General features: G+C 69.4%; 17 protein-coding genes. 12 read left to right on the forward strand and 5 right to left on the reverse strand.

The genetic code is table 11. The annotated features are described in order from the left end of the window. Positions 1-66: 66 nt before the first annotated feature. Entirely contained in the window at positions 67-1,098 is a 1,032-nt protein-coding gene (locus ON31_RS11490; RefSeq protein ID WP_039812654.1) for an NAD-dependent epimerase/dehydratase family protein, read from the forward strand. Between the two features lie 449 nt (positions 1,099-1,547). Here ON31_RS11490 and ON31_RS11495 read toward each other — a convergent pair whose 3' ends face one another. From ON31_RS11495 to ON31_RS11505, 3 genes are all read right to left on the reverse strand, one after another. Next, a complete protein-coding gene (locus ON31_RS11495; RefSeq protein ID WP_029929104.1) occupies positions 1,548-2,009 on the reverse strand; it encodes a peroxiredoxin in 462 nt (153 codons plus the stop codon). Positions 2,010-2,082: 73 nt separating this feature from the next. Beyond that, positions 2,083-2,721: a GNAT family N-acetyltransferase gene (locus ON31_RS11500; protein ID WP_039812900.1), complete on the reverse strand. Its 639-nt coding sequence runs from the start codon at positions 2,719-2,721 to the stop codon at positions 2,083-2,085. Between the two features lie 147 nt (positions 2,722-2,868). After that, positions 2,869-3,174: a hypothetical protein gene (locus tag ON31_RS11505; protein WP_029929101.1), complete on the reverse strand. Its 306-nt coding sequence runs from the start codon at positions 3,172-3,174 to the stop codon at positions 2,869-2,871. A gap of 141 nt (positions 3,175-3,315) precedes the next feature. On the opposite strand from ON31_RS11505, the gene ON31_RS11510 reads away from it, so the two are divergent. The 11 genes from ON31_RS11510 to ON31_RS11560 all read left to right on the forward strand — a co-directional run bounded on the left by ON31_RS11510 (position 3,316) and on the right by ON31_RS11560 (position 15,539). After that, complete coding sequence (locus tag ON31_RS11510) at positions 3,316-4,866, forward strand: anthranilate synthase component I (protein WP_081592374.1); 1,551 nt, start codon at positions 3,316-3,318, stop codon at positions 4,864-4,866. Then, positions 4,863-5,933 (forward strand): TIGR02234 family membrane protein, encoded by a 1,071-nt coding sequence (locus ON31_RS11515; protein ID WP_063821473.1) that lies wholly within the window; start codon positions 4,863-4,865, stop codon positions 5,931-5,933. Before ON31_RS11510 ends, ON31_RS11515 begins: the two co-directional genes overlap by 4 nt. A gap of 149 nt (positions 5,934-6,082) precedes the next feature. After that, positions 6,083-6,901 (forward strand): indole-3-glycerol phosphate synthase TrpC, encoded by an 819-nt coding sequence (gene trpC / locus ON31_RS11520; RefSeq protein WP_029929096.1) that lies wholly within the window; start codon positions 6,083-6,085, stop codon positions 6,899-6,901. An 8-nt stretch (positions 6,902-6,909) separates the two neighbouring features. Next, positions 6,910-8,175 (forward strand): tryptophan synthase subunit beta, encoded by a 1,266-nt coding sequence (gene trpB / locus ON31_RS11525; protein ID WP_039812659.1) that lies wholly within the window; start codon positions 6,910-6,912, stop codon positions 8,173-8,175. After that, on the forward strand, positions 8,172-8,972 hold the full coding sequence (gene trpA, locus ON31_RS11530; protein WP_039812661.1) for a tryptophan synthase subunit alpha: 801 nt from the start codon (positions 8,172-8,174) through the stop codon (positions 8,970-8,972). Before trpB ends, trpA begins: the two co-directional genes overlap by 4 nt. A 619-nt stretch (positions 8,973-9,591) precedes the next feature. Then, positions 9,592-10,914: a prolipoprotein diacylglyceryl transferase gene (gene lgt / locus ON31_RS35535; RefSeq protein ID WP_255222061.1), complete on the forward strand. Its 1,323-nt coding sequence runs from the start codon at positions 9,592-9,594 to the stop codon at positions 10,912-10,914. 39 nt (positions 10,915-10,953) lie between these two features. Continuing rightward, the gene (locus tag ON31_RS38380) at positions 10,954-11,451 is read left to right on the forward strand and encodes a TM2 domain-containing protein (protein ID WP_039812664.1); all 498 of its coding nucleotides are present in this window, start codon (positions 10,954-10,956) and stop codon (positions 11,449-11,451) included. A gap of 191 nt (positions 11,452-11,642) precedes the next feature. Continuing rightward, on the forward strand, positions 11,643-12,398 hold the full coding sequence (locus ON31_RS11545; protein ID WP_039812667.1) for an amino acid ABC transporter substrate-binding protein: 756 nt from the start codon (positions 11,643-11,645) through the stop codon (positions 12,396-12,398). Positions 12,399-12,412: 14 nt separating this feature from the next. Continuing rightward, positions 12,413-13,081: an amino acid ABC transporter permease gene (locus ON31_RS11550; RefSeq protein ID WP_039812670.1), complete on the forward strand. Its 669-nt coding sequence runs from the start codon at positions 12,413-12,415 to the stop codon at positions 13,079-13,081. A 120-nt stretch (positions 13,082-13,201) separates the two neighbouring features. Then, complete coding sequence (gene pyk / locus ON31_RS11555) at positions 13,202-14,626, forward strand: pyruvate kinase (protein WP_172544850.1); 1,425 nt, start codon at positions 13,202-13,204, stop codon at positions 14,624-14,626. Position 14,627: 1 nt separating this feature from the next. Further along, positions 14,628-15,539, forward strand: a complete 912-nt coding sequence (locus ON31_RS11560; RefSeq protein ID WP_244961812.1) for an acyl-CoA thioesterase — start codon at positions 14,628-14,630, stop codon at positions 15,537-15,539. A gap of 56 nt (positions 15,540-15,595) precedes the next feature. Here ON31_RS11560 and ON31_RS11565 read toward each other — a convergent pair whose 3' ends face one another. Together ON31_RS11565 and ON31_RS11570 are read right to left on the reverse strand one after the other, a co-directional pair. Continuing rightward, positions 15,596-15,958, reverse strand: coding sequence for a hypothetical protein (locus tag ON31_RS11565; RefSeq protein ID WP_235204442.1), 363 nt, complete (start codon positions 15,956-15,958; stop codon positions 15,596-15,598). 160 nt (positions 15,959-16,118) lie between these two features. Beyond that, the gene (locus ON31_RS11570) at positions 16,119-16,838 is read right to left on the reverse strand and encodes an arsenate reductase/protein-tyrosine-phosphatase family protein (protein ID WP_081592388.1); all 720 of its coding nucleotides are present in this window, start codon (positions 16,836-16,838) and stop codon (positions 16,119-16,121) included. Positions 16,839-17,028: the final 190 nt, after the last annotated feature.

Consider the following 17,028-nt stretch of genomic DNA (forward strand, 5'->3'; position numbering starts at 1 on the left):
CGGCCGGGGTCCCGCCAATCTATACATTGATTAGATTCTGAACATCGCTTAGATTGGAGCTTGGCCATGACGGATCGTGTTCTCGTGACCGGGGTTTCGGGGTATCTCGCCGGGCATGTCGTCGCCGAATTGCAGGAGCACGGCTACGCGGTGCGCGGCACCGTCCGCTCGCTCGCCGATACCGCCGCCACCGCGCACCTGCGCGGCGTGGAGTTGGTGGAGGCGGATCTGAGCAGCGATGTCGGTTGGGCCGAGGCGGTGGCGGGCTGCCGGTACGTGCTGCACACCGCCTCGCCGTTCCCGCTCGGCACGCCCGAACACGAGGACGAACTGGTGCGTCCGGCCGTGCAGGGCATGCGGCGGGTGCTGAGCGCCGCGCGCGACGCCGGGGTCGAACGGGTGGTGTACACGTCGTCGATCGCGGCGGTACGGGTCGGGCACACCGGACTGTGCACCGAGGCGGACTGGTCGGACCCGGCGGTCTGCGACGCCTACGAGAAGAGCAAGACGCTCGCCGAACGCGCGGCCTGGGACTTCGCCCACGCCACGGCGGGATTCGAACTCGCCGTGGTCAATCCCGGCATGATCCTGGGGCCGGTGCGGAACGCGCGGGTCGGCACCTCGGTGGAGGGTCTGCGCCTGGTGCTGGCCGGGGAGATGCCCGGTGTACCGCGGCTGAACTTCTGCACCGTGGACGTGCGGGACGCGGCGGTCGGACACCGCCTGGCCATGGAGGTGCCGGCGGCCGCGGGCAACCGCTACATCCTGGCCGGGGATCAGGTGTCGCTCCCGCACATGGCTCGCATCCTGGCGGGCCGCTACCGCATCACCGCCCGCGCCCTGCCGGACTGGCTGGTCCGCCTGGCCGCCCGCTTCGACGCCACCGCCCGCACCGCCGTCCCCTACCTCGGCCGCGACGAATCCGTCAGCGCCGAGAAGGCGAGCCGCGAACTCGGCTGGACCATGCGCCCCCTCGCCGAAACCCTCCTCGACACCGCCGACAGCCTCATCCGCTTCGACCTGGTCCCCGACCCCGGCCCCGCCCGCCGCCGCCTCCCACGCGGCACCACCAACCCCCGCCCGGCCCCCGCCGCCTGACCGGCCCCCGCACGATGCTCCTCCTCACCGCAATCCTCACCGCGATCGGCTTGATCCGCCGAAAACTGAAGTCGCAGAACCGAAACGACCGACCGCTGCCTGGAACGGCGTCCCCGCGCACCGGCGACCGCCGTCGCTCCAGGGGCGCTGCATGGCTGAGGTCGCCGGGCGGCTACCGCATAGGGAATGCCTCACGGCCGCGGCCGCAGGCCCGTCCCCGCCCCTGGAGTGCCCCACGGCTGCGGCGGCCCGGCCGTCACAGCCTCGGATCAGGCCGTCCTGCCGCGCGGCCGCGCTATCTCGAAAGACGGCTGCTACAACCGGCTTTCGCCGCCGCCACCCTCATCGTCGTCGCCTACGCGGGCAGTGTCCTGGTGCTGTGCTGATCGCCGCCGCCCCCGTCGTTGCCTGGCCGCGATCGGTGGTGCTACCGCCGTATGCGGTCGGCGCTACTTCGCGCGGTTGCGGAGGAACTCCAGGGCGTCGTCGGCGTGGACGTTGGCGCGCAGTTCGCTGTTGATCACGGTCGCGATGGTGCGGTCCGGGTCGATGACGAAGGTGGTGCGTTTGACGGGGGAGAGTTTGCCCAGCAGGCCGCGCTTGACGCCGAATTCGGCGGCTACCGCGCCGTCGTTGTCGGAGAGCAGCGGGTAGCCCAGGTTCTGTTTGCCCGCGAAACCGGCCTGGGTCTGCACCGAGTCCGTGCTGATGCCCACCGGGGTCGCGCCCGCGGCGGCGAATTCGGCGGCGAGGTCGCGGAAGTGGCATGCCTCGGCGGTGCACACCGGGGTATTGGCGGCGGGGTAGAAGAACAGCACGACGGGGCCGTCCGCGAGCAGTTCGTCGAGTGAGCGCACGGTGCCGGTCTGATCGGGAAGCTTGAAACTCGGGGCGAGCTGGCCTGCCTTCATGCCGGAGACATTACGGGACGTCGGGCACCGGCGGACTGCCGCAACCGGTCGGGCGACGAGGGCCGGTCGCCGTTCAGCCGGGGCGCACCATCGTCAGCTGATGTACCCGCGCGCCCCGGTACCGAAGTCCCGGCACCTCGGCGGGCACGCCGTGCGTGACGAATCCGGTCCGGGTGAAAAACCGCACGGCCCGGGTGTTCTCGACCAAGGTCTGTAGATGACAGCCGGGAGAGCCGTGCGCGTCGAGCCGCTCGAACCACCGCCGCATCAGCGCCTCGGCCGCGCCGGTGCCGCGCGCCTCGGGAACGAGGCCGATATGCAGATGTGACGGCCATCGCGCATCGACGAAATCCCCGGCCGTCGGCCGTCGCCGCAGCTTGGCGGCCGCCATATCCACGGCACTGCGCAGGAAGAACGCCCGTGCGGTCCGTTTCCGGAGCAGGCGATACGTCCGGATGGCCCGCTCGATCCGTTCCTCCTCGCTGGGGAACCGCGTCCCGTCCAGGCATCCGGCGAGATACCCCACCAGCCGCCCATCCGACTCCGCCAGCAGCAGCGAATCGGGTTCCAGATCCATGTACGGATCCAGATACACCGCCATCTCCGACTCCGGATCTCCCCACAGCACTCCGGACGGCGATCCCGCTCCGGCCCGCACCGACACCTCGTGCACAGCGTCCCGGTCGGCGGCTTGAAACGCGCGAATTCGCATGGCGGCGAGCATAGTCCCGAGCGGAGTGGCCCGCTCCGCTCGGATCAGCGTTCCGGGAGCCACGGCGCGGCGCGACACACGGCACGGCCCGCGCACAGCGGTGTGCGCGGGCCGAATCGCCTGTGCGTATCGGACGCCCGGTGAGGGTCAGACGCCGATGAGGGCGGCGACGTCCGGGTTCTTGATCTCCATGACATCGAGGATGCCGTGGGCCCGGAGGAAGGGTTTGAGCTCGCGGATGCGGTCGGCGTGCTCGGCGTACTCGTCCGGGAAGCGGCGCGGATCCAGCGCCTCGAGTGCCTTCACATAGGTGACGAAGGAGGCGAGGGCGCTGGGCTTGGCGGCCGGGTTCATATTCATCATCCGGGGCGGCTGGGTCGGGTGCCCACCCGGGCCGACCTGCGGACTGGCGTGCCGGGGACCCTCCGGTGCGACCGGTTGCGAGGGGTACATCGGTGTTGAACTCCTCTCGATAAGGGATACCGCGTGTGGCGAGTGTAGTGATCACCGCCACTGTTATTCGCGGCCGGTATGGCTCCGGCTGTGCGGGGAGCGGGATTCGATGCCGATCGACCGGCCTGGAATGATGGGGCAATGCGCGGTTCCTCCACTCCCACCACCACCTCCCGCGAACAGTTCCGCCTGCTCGCGGCCGATCACAGGGTCGTTCCGGTGATTCGAAAGGTGTTGGCGGACTCGGAAACTCCTCTCTCGGCCTATCGCAAACTGGCCGCCGACCGGGCGGGAACCTTCCTGCTGGAGTCGGCCGAGAACGGGCGATCGTGGTCGCGCTGGTCGTTCATCGGTGCGGGCAGTCCCACCGCGCTGACCGTCGAGAACGGGCAGGCGACCTGGCTCGGGCAGGTGCCGGCCGACGCCCCCGCCGGGGGTGAGCCCCTGGAGGCGCTGCGGGAGACGCTGCAACTGCTGCGCACCGAACGACTGCCCGGTCTGCCCCCGCTCACCGGCGGCCTGGTCGGCTATCTCGGCTACGACGCGGTACGCCGCATGGAACGCCTGCCGGTCATCGCCGCCGACGACCTCGAACTGCCGGAGCTGGTGCTGCTGCTGGCCACCGACCTGGCGGCCTTCGACCACCACGAGGGAGCCATCACCCTCATCGCCAATGCGGTGAACTGGAACGGCACCGACGAGCGCGTGGACGAGGCGTACGACGACGCGGTGGCCCGCCTGGACCGCATGACCGCCGCCCTGGCCGCCCCCGCCGATTCCACCGTCTCCGTCTTCGAACGACCCGAGCCCGAGTTCCGCCGCCAGCGCACCTCCGAGGAGTTCGGTGCGGGCGTGCGCCGCCTGGTCAAGGAGATCGAGGCGGGCGAGGCGTTCCAGGTGGTGCTGTCGCAGCGCTTCGAGATGGACTACGACGGCAGCCCGCTGGATCTGTACCGCATGCTGCGCGCCTCCAATCCGAGCCCGTACATGTACCTCATGCACATCCCGGACCGGTCCGGCGGCACCGCCTTCTCCATCGTCGGTTCCAGTCCCGAATCGCTGGTCACGGTGAAGGACGGCCTCGCCACCACGCATCCCATCGCGGGCACCCGCTGGCGCGGGGCCACCGAGGAGGACGATCTGCTGCTGGAGAAGGGGCTGCTCGCCGACGAGAAGGAGAACGCCGAACACCTCATGCTCGTCGACCTCGGCCGCAACGATCTGGGCCGTGTGTGCGAACCGGGCACCGTGCGGGTCACCGAATACCGCCACATCGAGCGTTACAGCCACGTCATGCACCTGGTGTCCACGGTCTCGGGCCGCCTGGCTCCCGGCCGCATCGCCCTCGACGCGGTGCGCGCCTGCTTTCCCGCGGGCACCCTCTCCGGCGCGCCGAAGGTGCGCGCCATGGAACTGCTCGAGGAGTTGGAGCCCACCCGCCGCGGCATCTACGGCGGCGTGGTCGGCTACCTGGATTTCGCGGGCGACGCCGATACCGCCATCTGCATCCGCACCGCCCTGCTCAAGGACGGCATCGCCTACGTGCAGGCGGGCGCGGGCGTGGTCGCCGACTCCGACCCCGACTACGAGGACGTCGAATCCCGCAACAAGGCCATGGCCGTCCTCAAGGCCGTCGCCGCCGCCCAGACGGTCCGCGCCTACCGCCCGGACGGACAGGGCGGCACGCTATGAGCGATGCGGCCGACCCGGATCGCCGCCGGGAACCGGACACCTCACCGGGGGAGGGAGATGCGGATGTTCACGGCGGTCCGGCCGACCGCGCCGCCTCCTCGCACGATGGCCCGTCCGGCGCGACCAGTGGGGTATTCGCCGCCGCGAATCCTGCCGACTCGCAGTGTGGTTCGACGGCAGCCGGGGAAAGTGCCTCAGGTTCCGTCGATCCCGCCATTCGCGCCGAGATCGAAGCCGGTGTCGCCGCGGACGAGCAAGGGGGGCAGGCGGTTACGCCGCGCCAGCGCAAACCCATCGTGGCGGTGCTGCTGCTGGCCGTCGCCGCCGGGGCGCTGTGGGTGTCCTCGCGGATGACGTGGGTGAGCATCGCGGTCAGTAGTGAACTCGGTGCGCCGCGCGATATCGACCTCGACGGCGGTACCTGGTTCGGTGCGCTCACTCCGCTGGCGCTGGCCCTGGTCGCCACCATCGCGGCCGTCTTCGCCACCCGCGGCTGGCCGCGCCGAATCGTCGGCGTGGTGGTCGCGTTGCTCGCCGCCGTGGCCGCGGTGCCGGAGTACGCCCTGCTCAGAGGCGAGGGGCAGCTCGCGGAGCGGGCCGGTCGACTGGCCGAACTGCGCGACTGGGAACATGTGGTGAGCACCCAGACCGCGACGGCACCCGCCGTGGTGGCGCTGGTGGGCGCGGTCGCCGCCTTCCTGGCCGGGGTGCTGCTGGTGCGCATGCCATCGGATACCGGCCGACTGTCCGGCAAATACGACAACCCCGCCGTCCGGCGCTCGGCGGCCGCCGCCGAGGTGGCGCAGCGGCGTGCCGCTCAGATGGACCAGCGGCGTGCCGCTCAGACGGACCAGCGGCGTGCCGCTCAGACGGACCAGCGGCGTGCCGGTGAGACGGCGCCGCGCCGCGCCGAATCCGCGTCACAGCCCGTCCCCGGCGAACAACTGTCGGGCCGAGTGCTCTGGGATGCCCTCGACGCCGGGGACGACCCCACCGACGAGGCCGCCAATACCTCTGCCGCGCACGATGATCCGGATACCGGGTCGGCCGGTCGCCCGACTCGCTGAACAGCGGTGGAGACCGGACCAAGCCCCCGTACCGCCCCCGCCGTCAACGACGCGGAGATAGCCATTTACTCTTTATCAGCATCGGTGAGACAGCGCCTGGGGGGATTCTCAGGCAGCAAGTCCGTCTCCCCAGAAAGGATTCGAGCCAGATGACGGTACTCGACTCGATTCTCGACGGGGTCCGCGCGGATGTGGCCGCACGGGAAGCCCTCCTGGATTTCCAGGCCGTCAAGAAGGCTGCCGCGGCGGCACCCTCGCCCCGCGACGCGAAGGCAGCGCTGCACGAGGACGGGATCGGCGTGATCGCCGAAGTGAAGCGTGCCAGCCCCTCCAAGGGCGCGCTCGCGGATATCGCCAATCCGGCCGATCTGGCCCGGGCCTACGAGGACGGCGGTGCGCGCATCATCAGCGTGCTGACCGAACAGCGCCGCTTCCACGGCTCCCTGGCCGATCTGGACGCCGTGCGCGCCGCGGTGGACATCCCGATCCTGCGCAAGGACTTCATCGTCGGGCCCTACCAGATCCACGAGGCCCGTGCGCACGGCGCGGACGTCATCCTGCTCATCGTGGCGGCCCTGGAGCAGGACGTGCTGTCCTCGCTCATCGACCGCACCGAATCGCTGGGCATGACCGCCCTGGTCGAGGTGCACACCGAGGAGGAGGCCGATCGCGCCCTCACCGCCGGTGCCACCGTGATCGGCGTGAACGCCCGCAACCTGAAGACCCTCGAGGTGGATCGGGACGTGTTCGCCCGCATCGCGCCCGGCCTGCCCAGTGAGGTCATCCGGGTGGCCGAGTCCGGTATCCGCGGCACCGCCGACCTGCTGGCCTACGCCGGTGCGGGCGCGGATGCCGTCCTGGTCGGCGAGGGCCTGGTGACCAGCGGTGATCCTCGCGCCGCCGTGGCCGAGCTGGTGACGGCCGGCACCCATCCGTCCTGCCCGAAGCCGGTGCGCCGGGGCCGGTGAGAGACGAGATGACACCGACGAACGACACCCTGCCCAAGGCCAGCGACGGCGTCGCGAACAAGAGCGCGCACGAGCCCGACCTGGGCGGCCATTTCGGCGTCTACGGCGGCCGCCACGTCCCCGAGGCGCTGATGGCGGTGATCGAGGAGGTCACCGCCGAATACGAGAAGGTGCGGCTCGACCCGGACTTCCTCGGTGAGCTCGACCGCCTGCAGCGCGACTACACCGGCCGCCCGTCGCCGGTGTTCGAATGCACCGAACTGGCCGAGCACGCCGGTGGCGCGCGCATTCTGCTCAAGCGGGAAGACCTGAACCACACCGGTTCTCACAAAATCAACAATGTGCTGGGCCAGGCGCTGCTGGCCAAGCGTATGGGCAAGACCCGCGTCATCGCCGAGACCGGCGCGGGTCAGCACGGCGTCGCCACCGCCACCGCGTGCGCGCTGCTGGGCCTGGAATGCGTCATCTACATGGGCGCGGTCGACACCGCCCGGCAGGCGCTGAACGTGGCCCGCATGCGGCTGCTGGGCGCGGAGGTGGTGTCGGTGACCTCCGGTTCGCAGACCCTCAAGGACGCCATCAACGAGGCGCTGCGCGACTGGGTCACCAATGCCGACCGCACCTACTACTGCTTCGGCACCGCCGCCGGTCCGCATCCGTTCCCGTTGATGGTGCGCGATTTTCAGCGCATCGTCGGCATGGAGGCGCGCGCCCAGGTGCTGGCGCAGACCGGCCGCCTGCCCGACGCGGTCACCGCGTGCGTGGGCGGCGGCTCCAATGCCATCGGCATCTTCCATGCCTTCCTCGACGACGCGAACGTGCGGTTGATCGGCTACGAGGCCGCGGGCGACGGCGTCGACACCGGTCGCCATGCCGCCACCTTCACCGGCGGCAGCCCGGGGGCCTTCCAGGGCGCGTACTCGTACCTGCTCCAGGACGAGGACGGCCAGACCATCGAATCCCATTCCATCTCAGCGGGTTTGGACTATCCGGGAGTCGGCCCCGAGCACGCCTACCTCAAGGACAGCGGGCGCGCCGAGTACCGGCCGATCACCGATACCGAGGCCATGGACGCGCTGCTGCTGCTCTCGCGCGCCGAGGGCATCATCCCGGCCATCGAATCCGCGCACGCGGTGGCGGGCGCGTTGCAGCTGGGCCGGGAACTGGGTGCGGGCGCGATCATCCTGGTGAACCTGTCCGGTCGCGGCGACAAGGATATGGACACCGCCGCCCGCTGGTTCGGGCTGTTCGACGACCCGGAGGGGCAGCAGTGAGCCAGCAGTCCAATCTCGCCAACACCTTCGCCGCGGCCCGTGAGGAGAACCGCGCGGCGCTCATCGGCTATCTGCCCGCCGGCTACCCGGACCTGCAGGGGTCCATCGACGCCTGCACCGCCATGGTCGAATCCGGTTGCGACGTCATCGAGGTCGGCGTCGCCTACTCCGATCCGGTGATGGACGGCCCCACCATCCAGGCGGCCGCCGAACAGGCGCTGCGCGGCGGCGTGCGGGTGCGCGACGTCTTCCGGGTGGTGGAGGCCATCAGCGACGCGGGCGGCAAGGCCGTCGTCATGACCTACTGGAATCCGGTGCTGAAGTACGGCGTCGACACCTTCGCCCGCGATCTCGCGGCGGCGGGCGGCCTCGGGCTGATCACGCCGAACCTGATTCCGGAGGAGGCCGACGACTGGTTCATCGCGTCGGCTACCCACAATCTGGACCGCATCTTCCTGGTGGCACCGTCCTCCACCGAGGAGCGTCTGGTCAAAACCCTGGAGGCGTCACGAGGTTTCGTCTACGCCGCCTCCACCATGGGTGTGACCGGCGCGCGCGACGCCGTCTCCGATATGGCCCCCGCCCTGTGCGCCCGCATCCGCACCCACTCCGATATCCCGATCGGTGTCGGCCTGGGCGTGCGCAACGGAGCCCAGGCCGCCGAGATCGCGGCCTACGCCGACGGTGTCATCGTCGGCTCGGCCCTGGTCAGCGCCGCCGCCCAGGGCTTGGACGCGGTGCGCTCGCTCACGGCCGAACTGGCACAGGGCGTGCGGTCGGCGCGGGTGCCTTCCTAGCCGCGCAACGGTGCGGCGGTCGCCCGGATCGCCTCGGTTGGCGCACCGCGGGCGCGTCCTCGACGTCGACCAGTGCGGCATGGGCGAGAGCCGATGCCTTGTCTGCCATCTCCCACGGCCGCCCGGTGAACCCCGACGCCGCGCCACCGCAGCGCGTCGGCCAGCGCCACCGCAGCGCGTCGGCCAGCGCCACCGCAGCGCGTCGGCCAGCGCCACCGCAGCGCGTCGGCCAGCGCCACCGCGGCGCGGCGGTTCCAGGGCCTTCTCACCCCGCGCCAGTTGCCGAGGTAGCCGTGGCGGGTGCCCGCGAGTCCGGCGGTGATCTCGACACATTGCCCCGCGCCACACCCGGACCTCCCGGGGCCGTCGCCCCCGTTCGTCGGGTGGGGTTTCGCCGCTTGCGCTACCACGCTCAACGCCCGCGCTACGACCGGGTACGCGGTTCATCCGGGCTTCCGGATTCCGCATGGGCGGCTCCGGCCGTGCGGATCATCCGGCCGTTCGAGCTGTTCGATCCGCATGCGGTGGGCGGTCGGATGCGGCGGTGCGCGGCGTGCCGAGTCGGCGGGGCGTGCCCGCGTTCCGTGCGTGGCGGGCCGCTTCCGCTACGGTTGGGGCCGTGACCTATCGAGTCCTGGCTGACAGTGTCCTGTCCGGCAGTGCCGCCGACGTCCTGGCCTATATTCCCTCACCGCCGCGCGGTGTCTGGGAGATCGGGCCGTTCCCGCTGCGTGCTTATGCGCTGTGCATCATCATCGGCATCGTCGCGGCCATCTGGCTGGGCGAGAAGCGGTGGCAGCAGCGTGGGGGAGAGGGCGGCACGGTCCTCGATGTGGCCATGTTCGCGGTGCCGTTCGGTCTCGTCGGCGGACGGCTGTACCACGTGGCCACCGACTGGCAGAAGTACTTCGGGGCGAATGCCACCGGCGACTGGTGGGCGATCTGGGAGGGTGGCCTAGGGATCTGGGGTGCGGTGCTGCTCGGCGGCGTCGGCGCCTGGATCGCCTGCCGCGTCTACCGAATCCCGCTGCCCGCCTTCGGCGATGCCATCGCGCCCGGCATTCTGCTGGCGCAGGCCATCGGCCGCCTCGGCAACTGGTTCAATCAGGAGCTCTACGGCCGGGAGACCACGGTCCCCTGGGGCCTGGAGATCTACCTGCGCTTCGATGCCAACGGTCAGCTCGACATGATGGACGGCGTCTCCACCGGCGTGGTGGAGAAGGTCGTGCACCCCACCTTCCTCTACGAGCTGGTGTGGAACCTGCTCGGCGTGGCCGCACTTCTCTACCTGGACAAGAAGTTCCGCATCGGCCACGGCCGCCTGTTCGCGCTCTACGTGGCGGTCTACTGCTTCGGCCGCTTCTGGGTGGAGCTGCTGCGTGACGACGAGGCCACCCACATCGCGGGCATCCGCGTCAACTCCTTCACCTCCGCCATCGTATTCCTCTGTGCGATAGCGTATTTCGTGCTGGCGACCAAGGGGCGCGAAACGGCCGAGCAACTGCGCTCCAAGGACCATCGCCCGTGGCCGTGGCAGCTGTCGAAGCTGCGCGCCTACGGGGCGGCAGGAGCCGCCACCGCCGCCGCGACGGCCACCGCGGACGGTGACACCGCCGAGGACGGCAGCGTGACCCTGACGAAGGACGAGGAGGCCGAACCCGCGGACGGGGAGCCCACCGGCGAGGGTGCCGCGGATGAGGGTGCCGCGGACAAGGGGGCCACGGACAAGGGGGCCGCCGACAAGGAGCCCACGGACAAGGGAGCCGCCGACAAGGCGTCCACGGACAAGGCGTCCGGCTCGGTGCCCACGGCGACCGACGACAACGAAACCGGCTCCGCGGACGATAACCCGTCCGAGACCGCCGAGCCCGAATCCCCGGCAACCCGGCCCGAGCAGACCGACCCCACGAAGTCCGGCGACGCGGACGACACCAAGTCCTGACCGCCCGCGCGGTATCGCAGTATCGATGAGGAGAACACCGTGACCGATCCCTATCAGCAGCAGCCCGGCCAAGGGCCGCAGTACGGTGCGCCGGGCACCGGTCCGGATCTGGGCAAGAGCGCCGATCCGTACGCCCAGCAGCCCCAGCAACCCCAGCAGCCCTACGGCCAGTCGCAGCCGCAGTATCCGCAGCCCGGGTACGGTCAGCCCGGTTTCGCTCAGCCGGGTTACGGTCAGCCCGGCGGTTACCCGCCCGCGCAGTTCGGCCCGGGCGTCGATCCGGAAGCGCCGTACGGCCGCGACATCTACGGCACCCCGCTGTCGGACAAGCAGAAGCTCATCGCGGGTCTGCTGCAGATCTTCCTGGGCGGTTTCGGTATCGGCCGCTTCTATCTGGGCTTCAACCAGATCGCCGTGTGGCAGATCGTGGTCACCGTGCTCACCTGCGGTATCGGCAGTATCTGGGGTCTGATCGACGGCATCCTCATCCTCATCGGCAAGGTGCCCGATCCCTACGGTCGTCCGCTGCGCGACTGATTCGAAGGACACACGCCCGGGCGGGCGGCGTCGACACGTCGATGCCGCCCGCCCGTCGCTATCATCTCCGGCGTCGATCGCACCAGGTTTGCGCGCACGGCAATCGTTGAGGTCCCGGACGGTCGGTTCCCGGCGTACCCTGTACCGGTTGTCTGTCGCGTGGCCTGCCCACGCTCGAGGAGAGGTTCACTGTGCGCCGTAAGTTGTTCGCCGCCGTACTCGCCATCGTCGCCGCCGCCGGGCTCACCGCCTGCGGTGGCAACGACGACGACCCGAACGTGCTGAAGGTCGGCACCGAGGGCACCTACTCTCCGTTCAGCTATCAACACAACGGCGCACTCACCGGCTACGACGTCGAGGTCATCACCGCCGTCGCCGACAAGCTCGGCCGCTCCGTGGAATTCGTGCAGACCCCCTGGGACGCCATCTTCGCGGGCCTGGAATCCAAGCGCTTCGATCTGGTCGCCAACCAGGTCACCGCGAGCCCCGCCCGCGCCGAGAAGTACGCGCTGTCGCAGCCCTACACCGTCTCCGAGGGTGTCATCGTCACCCGCCAGGACACCACCGACATCGCCTCCCTGGCCGATCTGAACGGCAAGGTCTGCGCGCAGTCGACCACTTCCAACTGGTCGAAGGTGGCCGGTGACGCGGGCTGCAAGGTCGAGGGCGTGGAGGGCTTCGTGCAGGCCATCCAGCTGCTCAACACCCGCCGCGTGGACGCCACCGTCAACGACTCCCTGGCCGTGGCCGAGTACACCAAGCAGCACAGCACCAACGAGGTGCGGGTCGCGGGCAAGACCGGTGAGGTCTCCCAGCAGGTGTTCGCCGCCCGCAAGGATTCCCAGGAGCTCATCGACCAGGTGAATCAGGCCCTGGCGGAGTTGCGGGCCGACGGCACCCTGGCGCGGATCTCCGAGAAGTACTTCGGCGTCGACGTCTCGAAGTAGACGTCGCACCGAAGATGGATGCCGCCACCTGGGATCTCATTCGGCAGAACCTCTGGCCCATGCTGGAGGCCACCGTCACCAAGACGCTGCCGCTGACCGCCATCAGCTTCCTCATCGGGCTGGTGCTCGCGCTGTTCGTGGCGCTGGCGCGGATGTCGCCGGTCCGGCTGCTGTCCGCGCCGGCCCGGTTCTACATCTCGATCATTCGCGGGACGCCGCTGCTGGTGCAGCTGTTCATCGTGTTCTACGCGCTGCCGCAGCTGGATATCGTGATCGACCCGTTCCCGGCGGCGGTCATCGCGTTCAGCCTCAATGTGGGCGGGTACGCCGCCGAGGTGATCCGCGCGGCCATCCTGTCGGTGGCGCACGGGCAGTGGGAGGCGTCGTACGCGGTCGGCATGACCTATCCGCAGGCGCTGCGGATGATCATCCTGCCGCAGGCCGCCCGCATCGCGGTGCCGCCGCTGTCCAACACCCTCATCTCGCTGGTGAAGGACACCTCGCTGGCCTCGACCATCCTGGTGACCGAACTGCTGCGCACCGCCCAGCTGGCGGCGGCCCCGACCTTCGACTTCTTCGCCCTCTACGGCGTGGCCGCGGTCTACTACTGGGTCATCTGCCTGATCCTCGGATTCGCGCAGTCCGGACTGGAGACTCGTCTAGCGCGTCACGTCGCTCGCTGAGGGGTTGCTGGGCATTCCTCCAAGCGTGACGCGCGCCACGCTCGCTGTTCATCCGGCCGCCGCCCACTGTTGCGGTGTGCCCGGTGAGCGGGAGTGTGTGGGCAGGTCTAGGGTTGACGTGTGATGCGACGGACGAAAATTGTATGCACGCTCGGACCGGCGGTGTCGTCCGAGGAAAGGATTCGGGAACTCGTCGAGAGCGGAATGGATGTGGCGCGGCTGAACTTCAGCCACGGCGAGCACTCCGATCACGCCGAGAACTACAAGAAGGTGCGTCAGGCCAGCGACGATCTGGGCCGCGCGGTAGGTATTCTCGCCGATCTCCAGGGACCGAAGATCCGCCTCGGCCGGTTCGAGGGAGACGGGAAGACCTTCTGGGCGACCGGTGAGGTCGTCCGCATCACGGTCGACGATGTGGTGGGCACCCACGACCGGGTGTCGACCACCTACAAGGAACTGGCCGCGGATGCCAAGTCGGGCGACCGGCTGCTGGTCGACGACGGCAAGGTCGGGCTGACCGTGGACCACGTCGAGGGTAACGACGTGGTGTGCCGGGTGACCGAGGGCGGGCCGGTCTCCAACAACAAGGGCGTCTCGCTGCCGGGGATGGACGTCTCCGTCCCGGCGCTGTCCGAGAAGGACATCGACGACCTGGAATTCGCCCTCAAGCTGGGCGTGGACTTCATCGCGCTGTCCTTCGTGCGCTCGCCCTCGGATGTGGAGCTGGTGCACGACGTGATGGATCGCGTCGGCCGCCGCGTCCCGGTGATCGGCAAGCTGGAGAAGCCCGAGGCCATCGACAATCTCGAGGCCATCGTGCTCGCCTTCGACGCCATCATGGTGGCGCGCGGCGACCTGGGTGTGGAGCTGCCGCTCGAGCAGGTGCCGCTGGTGCAGAAGCGGGCCATCCAGATGGCGCGCGAGAACGCCAAGCCGGTCATCGTGGCGACCCAGATGCTGGAGTCGATGATCTCCAATTCCCGGCCCACCCGCGCCGAGGCCTCCGATGTTGCCAACGCGGTGCTGGACGGTGCGGACGCGGTCATGCTCTCCGGTGAGACCTCCGTCGGCGCGTACCCGATCGAGGCCGTGCGCACCATGGCCCGCATCGTGCACGCGGTCGAGGGCGAGACCTCCAGCCGGGTGCCGCCGCTGACCCACGTGCCCCGCACCAAGCGCGGCGTCATCTCCTACGCCGCCCGCGATATCGGCGAGCGGCTCAATGCCAAGGCCCTGGTCGCCTTCACGCAGTCCGGTGACACGGTGCGCCGCCTGGCCCGCCTGCACACCCCGCTGCCGCTGCTGGCCTTCACCCCGCAGCCGGAGATCCGCAGCCAGCTGGCATTGACCTGGGGCACCGAGACCTTCATCGTGCCGCGGGTGGCCGATACCGACGAGATGATCCATCAGGTCGATCATGCGCTGCTGTCCATCGGGCGGTACAAGAAGGGTGATCTGGTGGTCATCGTGGCGGGTTCGCCGCCGGGAACTGTGGGCTCCACCAATATGATTCACGTTCACCGTATCGGCGAGGAGGATCACTGAGGTGAGTGCGTCACTGGGCGAGGAGATCGCGGAGCCGGGAGCGCTGTCCCGGGCCGCCGATCTGGAAGTGCTGCTGGAGCTGCTCGACCTCGAGGAGGCCGGGCCGGACATCTTCATCGGCCACCATCCGGAGAAGGTGTGGAGCCGCACCTTCGGCGGGCAGCTGGTCTCGCAGGCGATCATCGCCGCGGGCCGCACCGTCGGACCCGAACGCCCGGTGCACGCCGTCAACGCGCATTTCGTGCGCGGCGGTGATCCCAAGAAGCCGATCGAGTACCGGGTGGACCGCCACCGCGACGGGCGCGCCTTCGCCAACCGGACGGTGACCGCCTTCCAGGACGATCAGGAACTGTTCGTCATGCTGGCGGCCTTCCAGGACTGGGGCAAGGGCCTCGAGCACGGGGTGCCGCTGCCCGAGGTGCCCGATCCGGAGGGGCTGCCGCGGATCGAGGAGACCTTCGCCGGACTCGAGGACCGGCTGGAGATGTTCGTCAACGCACCGCATCCCATCGATATGCGGTACACGAACGATCCGGCCTGGATCCTCAAGGGCACGGGGGAGAAGCTCAACCACAATCGGGTGTGGATGCGCACCGACGGGGCGCTACCCGATGATCCGCTGATTCATGTTGCGGCGCTGGCGTATTCGTCGGACACCACGGTGCTGGACTCGATCATCACCACGCACGGCCTGTCCTGGGGGCTGGACCGCATCATCGCGGCGACGGTGAACCACTCCATCTGGTTCCACCGTCCCTTCCGCTTCGACGACTGGGCGCTGTACGCCACGGAGTCGCCGGTGGCCGCCGGATCACGCGGGCTGGCGCGTGGGCACTTCTATTCGCGCGCCGGTGAACTGCTGGCCAGCACGGTGCAGGAGGGCGTGATCCGCCACTTCCCGGCGCGCCGCTGAAGTACGCCCCGGAATGTTGTCGGGCCGTACCCGGTCGGGTACGGCCCGATTGTCGTTCAGAGGCGTTCGCGGTTCTCTTCGAGGTCGAAACTCTCGCGCTGGAGGGCGCGGATCACATAGGGGAACGGTTCGTCCGCCGACAGTCCCAATACCAGGCGCTCTTCCAGTCGGGCGATGGCCGCCTTGGTCAACAGGCGTGCGTCGCCGACGAGGTTGAGCGCGATCTCGTAGGTGCGCCGCTCGCCGGGTTCGGTGTCGGGATGGTCCATCCGCCATTGGGTTTCGAGCAGGCGGTGGGTCGGATCGTCGGCTTCCACGGGGAGCGTGAACCGCCAGGCGAACAGATCGCGATCGGCCACATGCTCATCCACTACGCGGCAGACGGTGCCCACGACACGGTCGAGGGTCTGCGGTGTCACGTAAACATGGAGCGAAACATCCGAAATGCGTTTCGGCATGTCCTTCAGTCCTGTTCTGGTGTCTAACCGGGTGGAGTATCCGCGGGGAGTGTAGCCCCTTACCGGACGTTTGCGGCAGACAGGTCCATTGACACGCTGGTGTTCTGTTGTGAGTCTGCGCCTAGAACCGCGAAGCGGCAACCCTCACGGCCGATTCCGTGCCGGATCGCACCGGTTCTTCGGATGCCGCGCCGGATTCGCGCGGTGCGCCCTCCGCGTGCCGAGCCGAGGAATCGCGACCGCCGGGGAGCAGGAGCAGGGCCGGTCGCGCCGCACCAGCCTCCTCGACGGCCGCGCGAGGGTGGATGGTGGCCTGCGGATGCTCATGCGCGTGCAATGCCAACAGCAGCGGGACCAGCGCTTCCGCGATGCGGTCACCCACTTCGCAATACGCCTGCGGGGACAGCCCGACCGGATCGGCGATGTTCTCCCGGCCGACCAGGGCCAGATCATTGCGGGCCTGATTGAGGGCCGCGACCGTGCGCGCCCCGCTCACCTTCGCGATCCGGTACGCCTCCAGCAGGGTGAAAGTATGTGGTGCGGCGGAGGGTTCGAGCTCGCGCACCTTCTCCCGGATCTGCTCGGTCATGGCCAGGATCAGATCGGCGCGGCGCACCATCTCCGGCTTCAGCCGGCGCGCCTTGAAACCCTCGATATGGCCGCCCAGTCCGGCGATGGTCTCCGCGGCCAAGGGCTCCACCGGGAATCCGACCAGGGCGCGCACCCCGGCGCTCTCGGCGGTCAGATCGGACAGTCCGTGTTCGGCGGCGACGGCGAGCGTCAGTCGCTCCGCGATCACCGATCGACAGACATTTCCGGAGCAGACGAACAGGACGTGCATGGCGGTAACCGTATTGGCACTCGCCACCACTGGGAATGCTCTCCTGACCGAATCACACCTCTCGACCAGGATATTCATCCGCGCGTTCGGTGTCTGTCGCCCACTGTTGGCGTTCGCCTTCCCGCGCGCCCGGTGATCGCTGCCATGCGCGTGGCGGCGCTGGCGGAATCGCGCGTGCCAGCCTCGGCGG

The organism is Nocardia otitidiscaviarum NBRC 14405 (genome assembly GCF_000308635.1).
Classification (GTDB): domain Bacteria; phylum Actinomycetota; class Actinomycetes; order Mycobacteriales; family Mycobacteriaceae; genus Nocardia; species Nocardia otitidiscaviarum.

Excerpts from the sequence above, each read along its gene's own strand:
- ON31_RS11490 (WP_039812654.1), top strand. The coding sequence starts at position 67 with ATGACGGATCGTGTTCTCGTGACCGGGGTTTCGGGGTATCTCGCCGGG.
- ON31_RS11495 (WP_029929104.1), bottom strand. The coding sequence starts at position 2,009 with ATGAAGGCAGGCCAGCTCGCCCCGAGTTTCAAGCTTCCCGATCAGACC.
- ON31_RS11500 (WP_039812900.1), bottom strand. The coding sequence starts at position 2,721 with ATGCGAATTCGCGCGTTTCAAGCCGCCGACCGGGACGCTGTGCACGAG.
- ON31_RS11505 (WP_029929101.1), bottom strand. The coding sequence starts at position 3,174 with ATGTACCCCTCGCAACCGGTCGCACCGGAGGGTCCCCGGCACGCCAGT.
- ON31_RS11510 (WP_081592374.1), top strand. The coding sequence starts at position 3,316 with ATGCGCGGTTCCTCCACTCCCACCACCACCTCCCGCGAACAGTTCCGC.
- ON31_RS11515 (WP_063821473.1), top strand. The coding sequence starts at position 4,863 with ATGAGCGATGCGGCCGACCCGGATCGCCGCCGGGAACCGGACACCTCA.
- trpC (WP_029929096.1), top strand. The coding sequence starts at position 6,083 with ATGACGGTACTCGACTCGATTCTCGACGGGGTCCGCGCGGATGTGGCC.
- trpB (WP_039812659.1), top strand. The coding sequence starts at position 6,910 with ATGACACCGACGAACGACACCCTGCCCAAGGCCAGCGACGGCGTCGCG.
- ON31_RS11550 (WP_039812670.1), top strand. The coding sequence starts at position 12,413 with ATGGATGCCGCCACCTGGGATCTCATTCGGCAGAACCTCTGGCCCATG.
- ON31_RS11570 (WP_081592388.1), bottom strand. The coding sequence starts at position 16,838 with ATGCACGTCCTGTTCGTCTGCTCCGGAAATGTCTGTCGATCGGTGATC.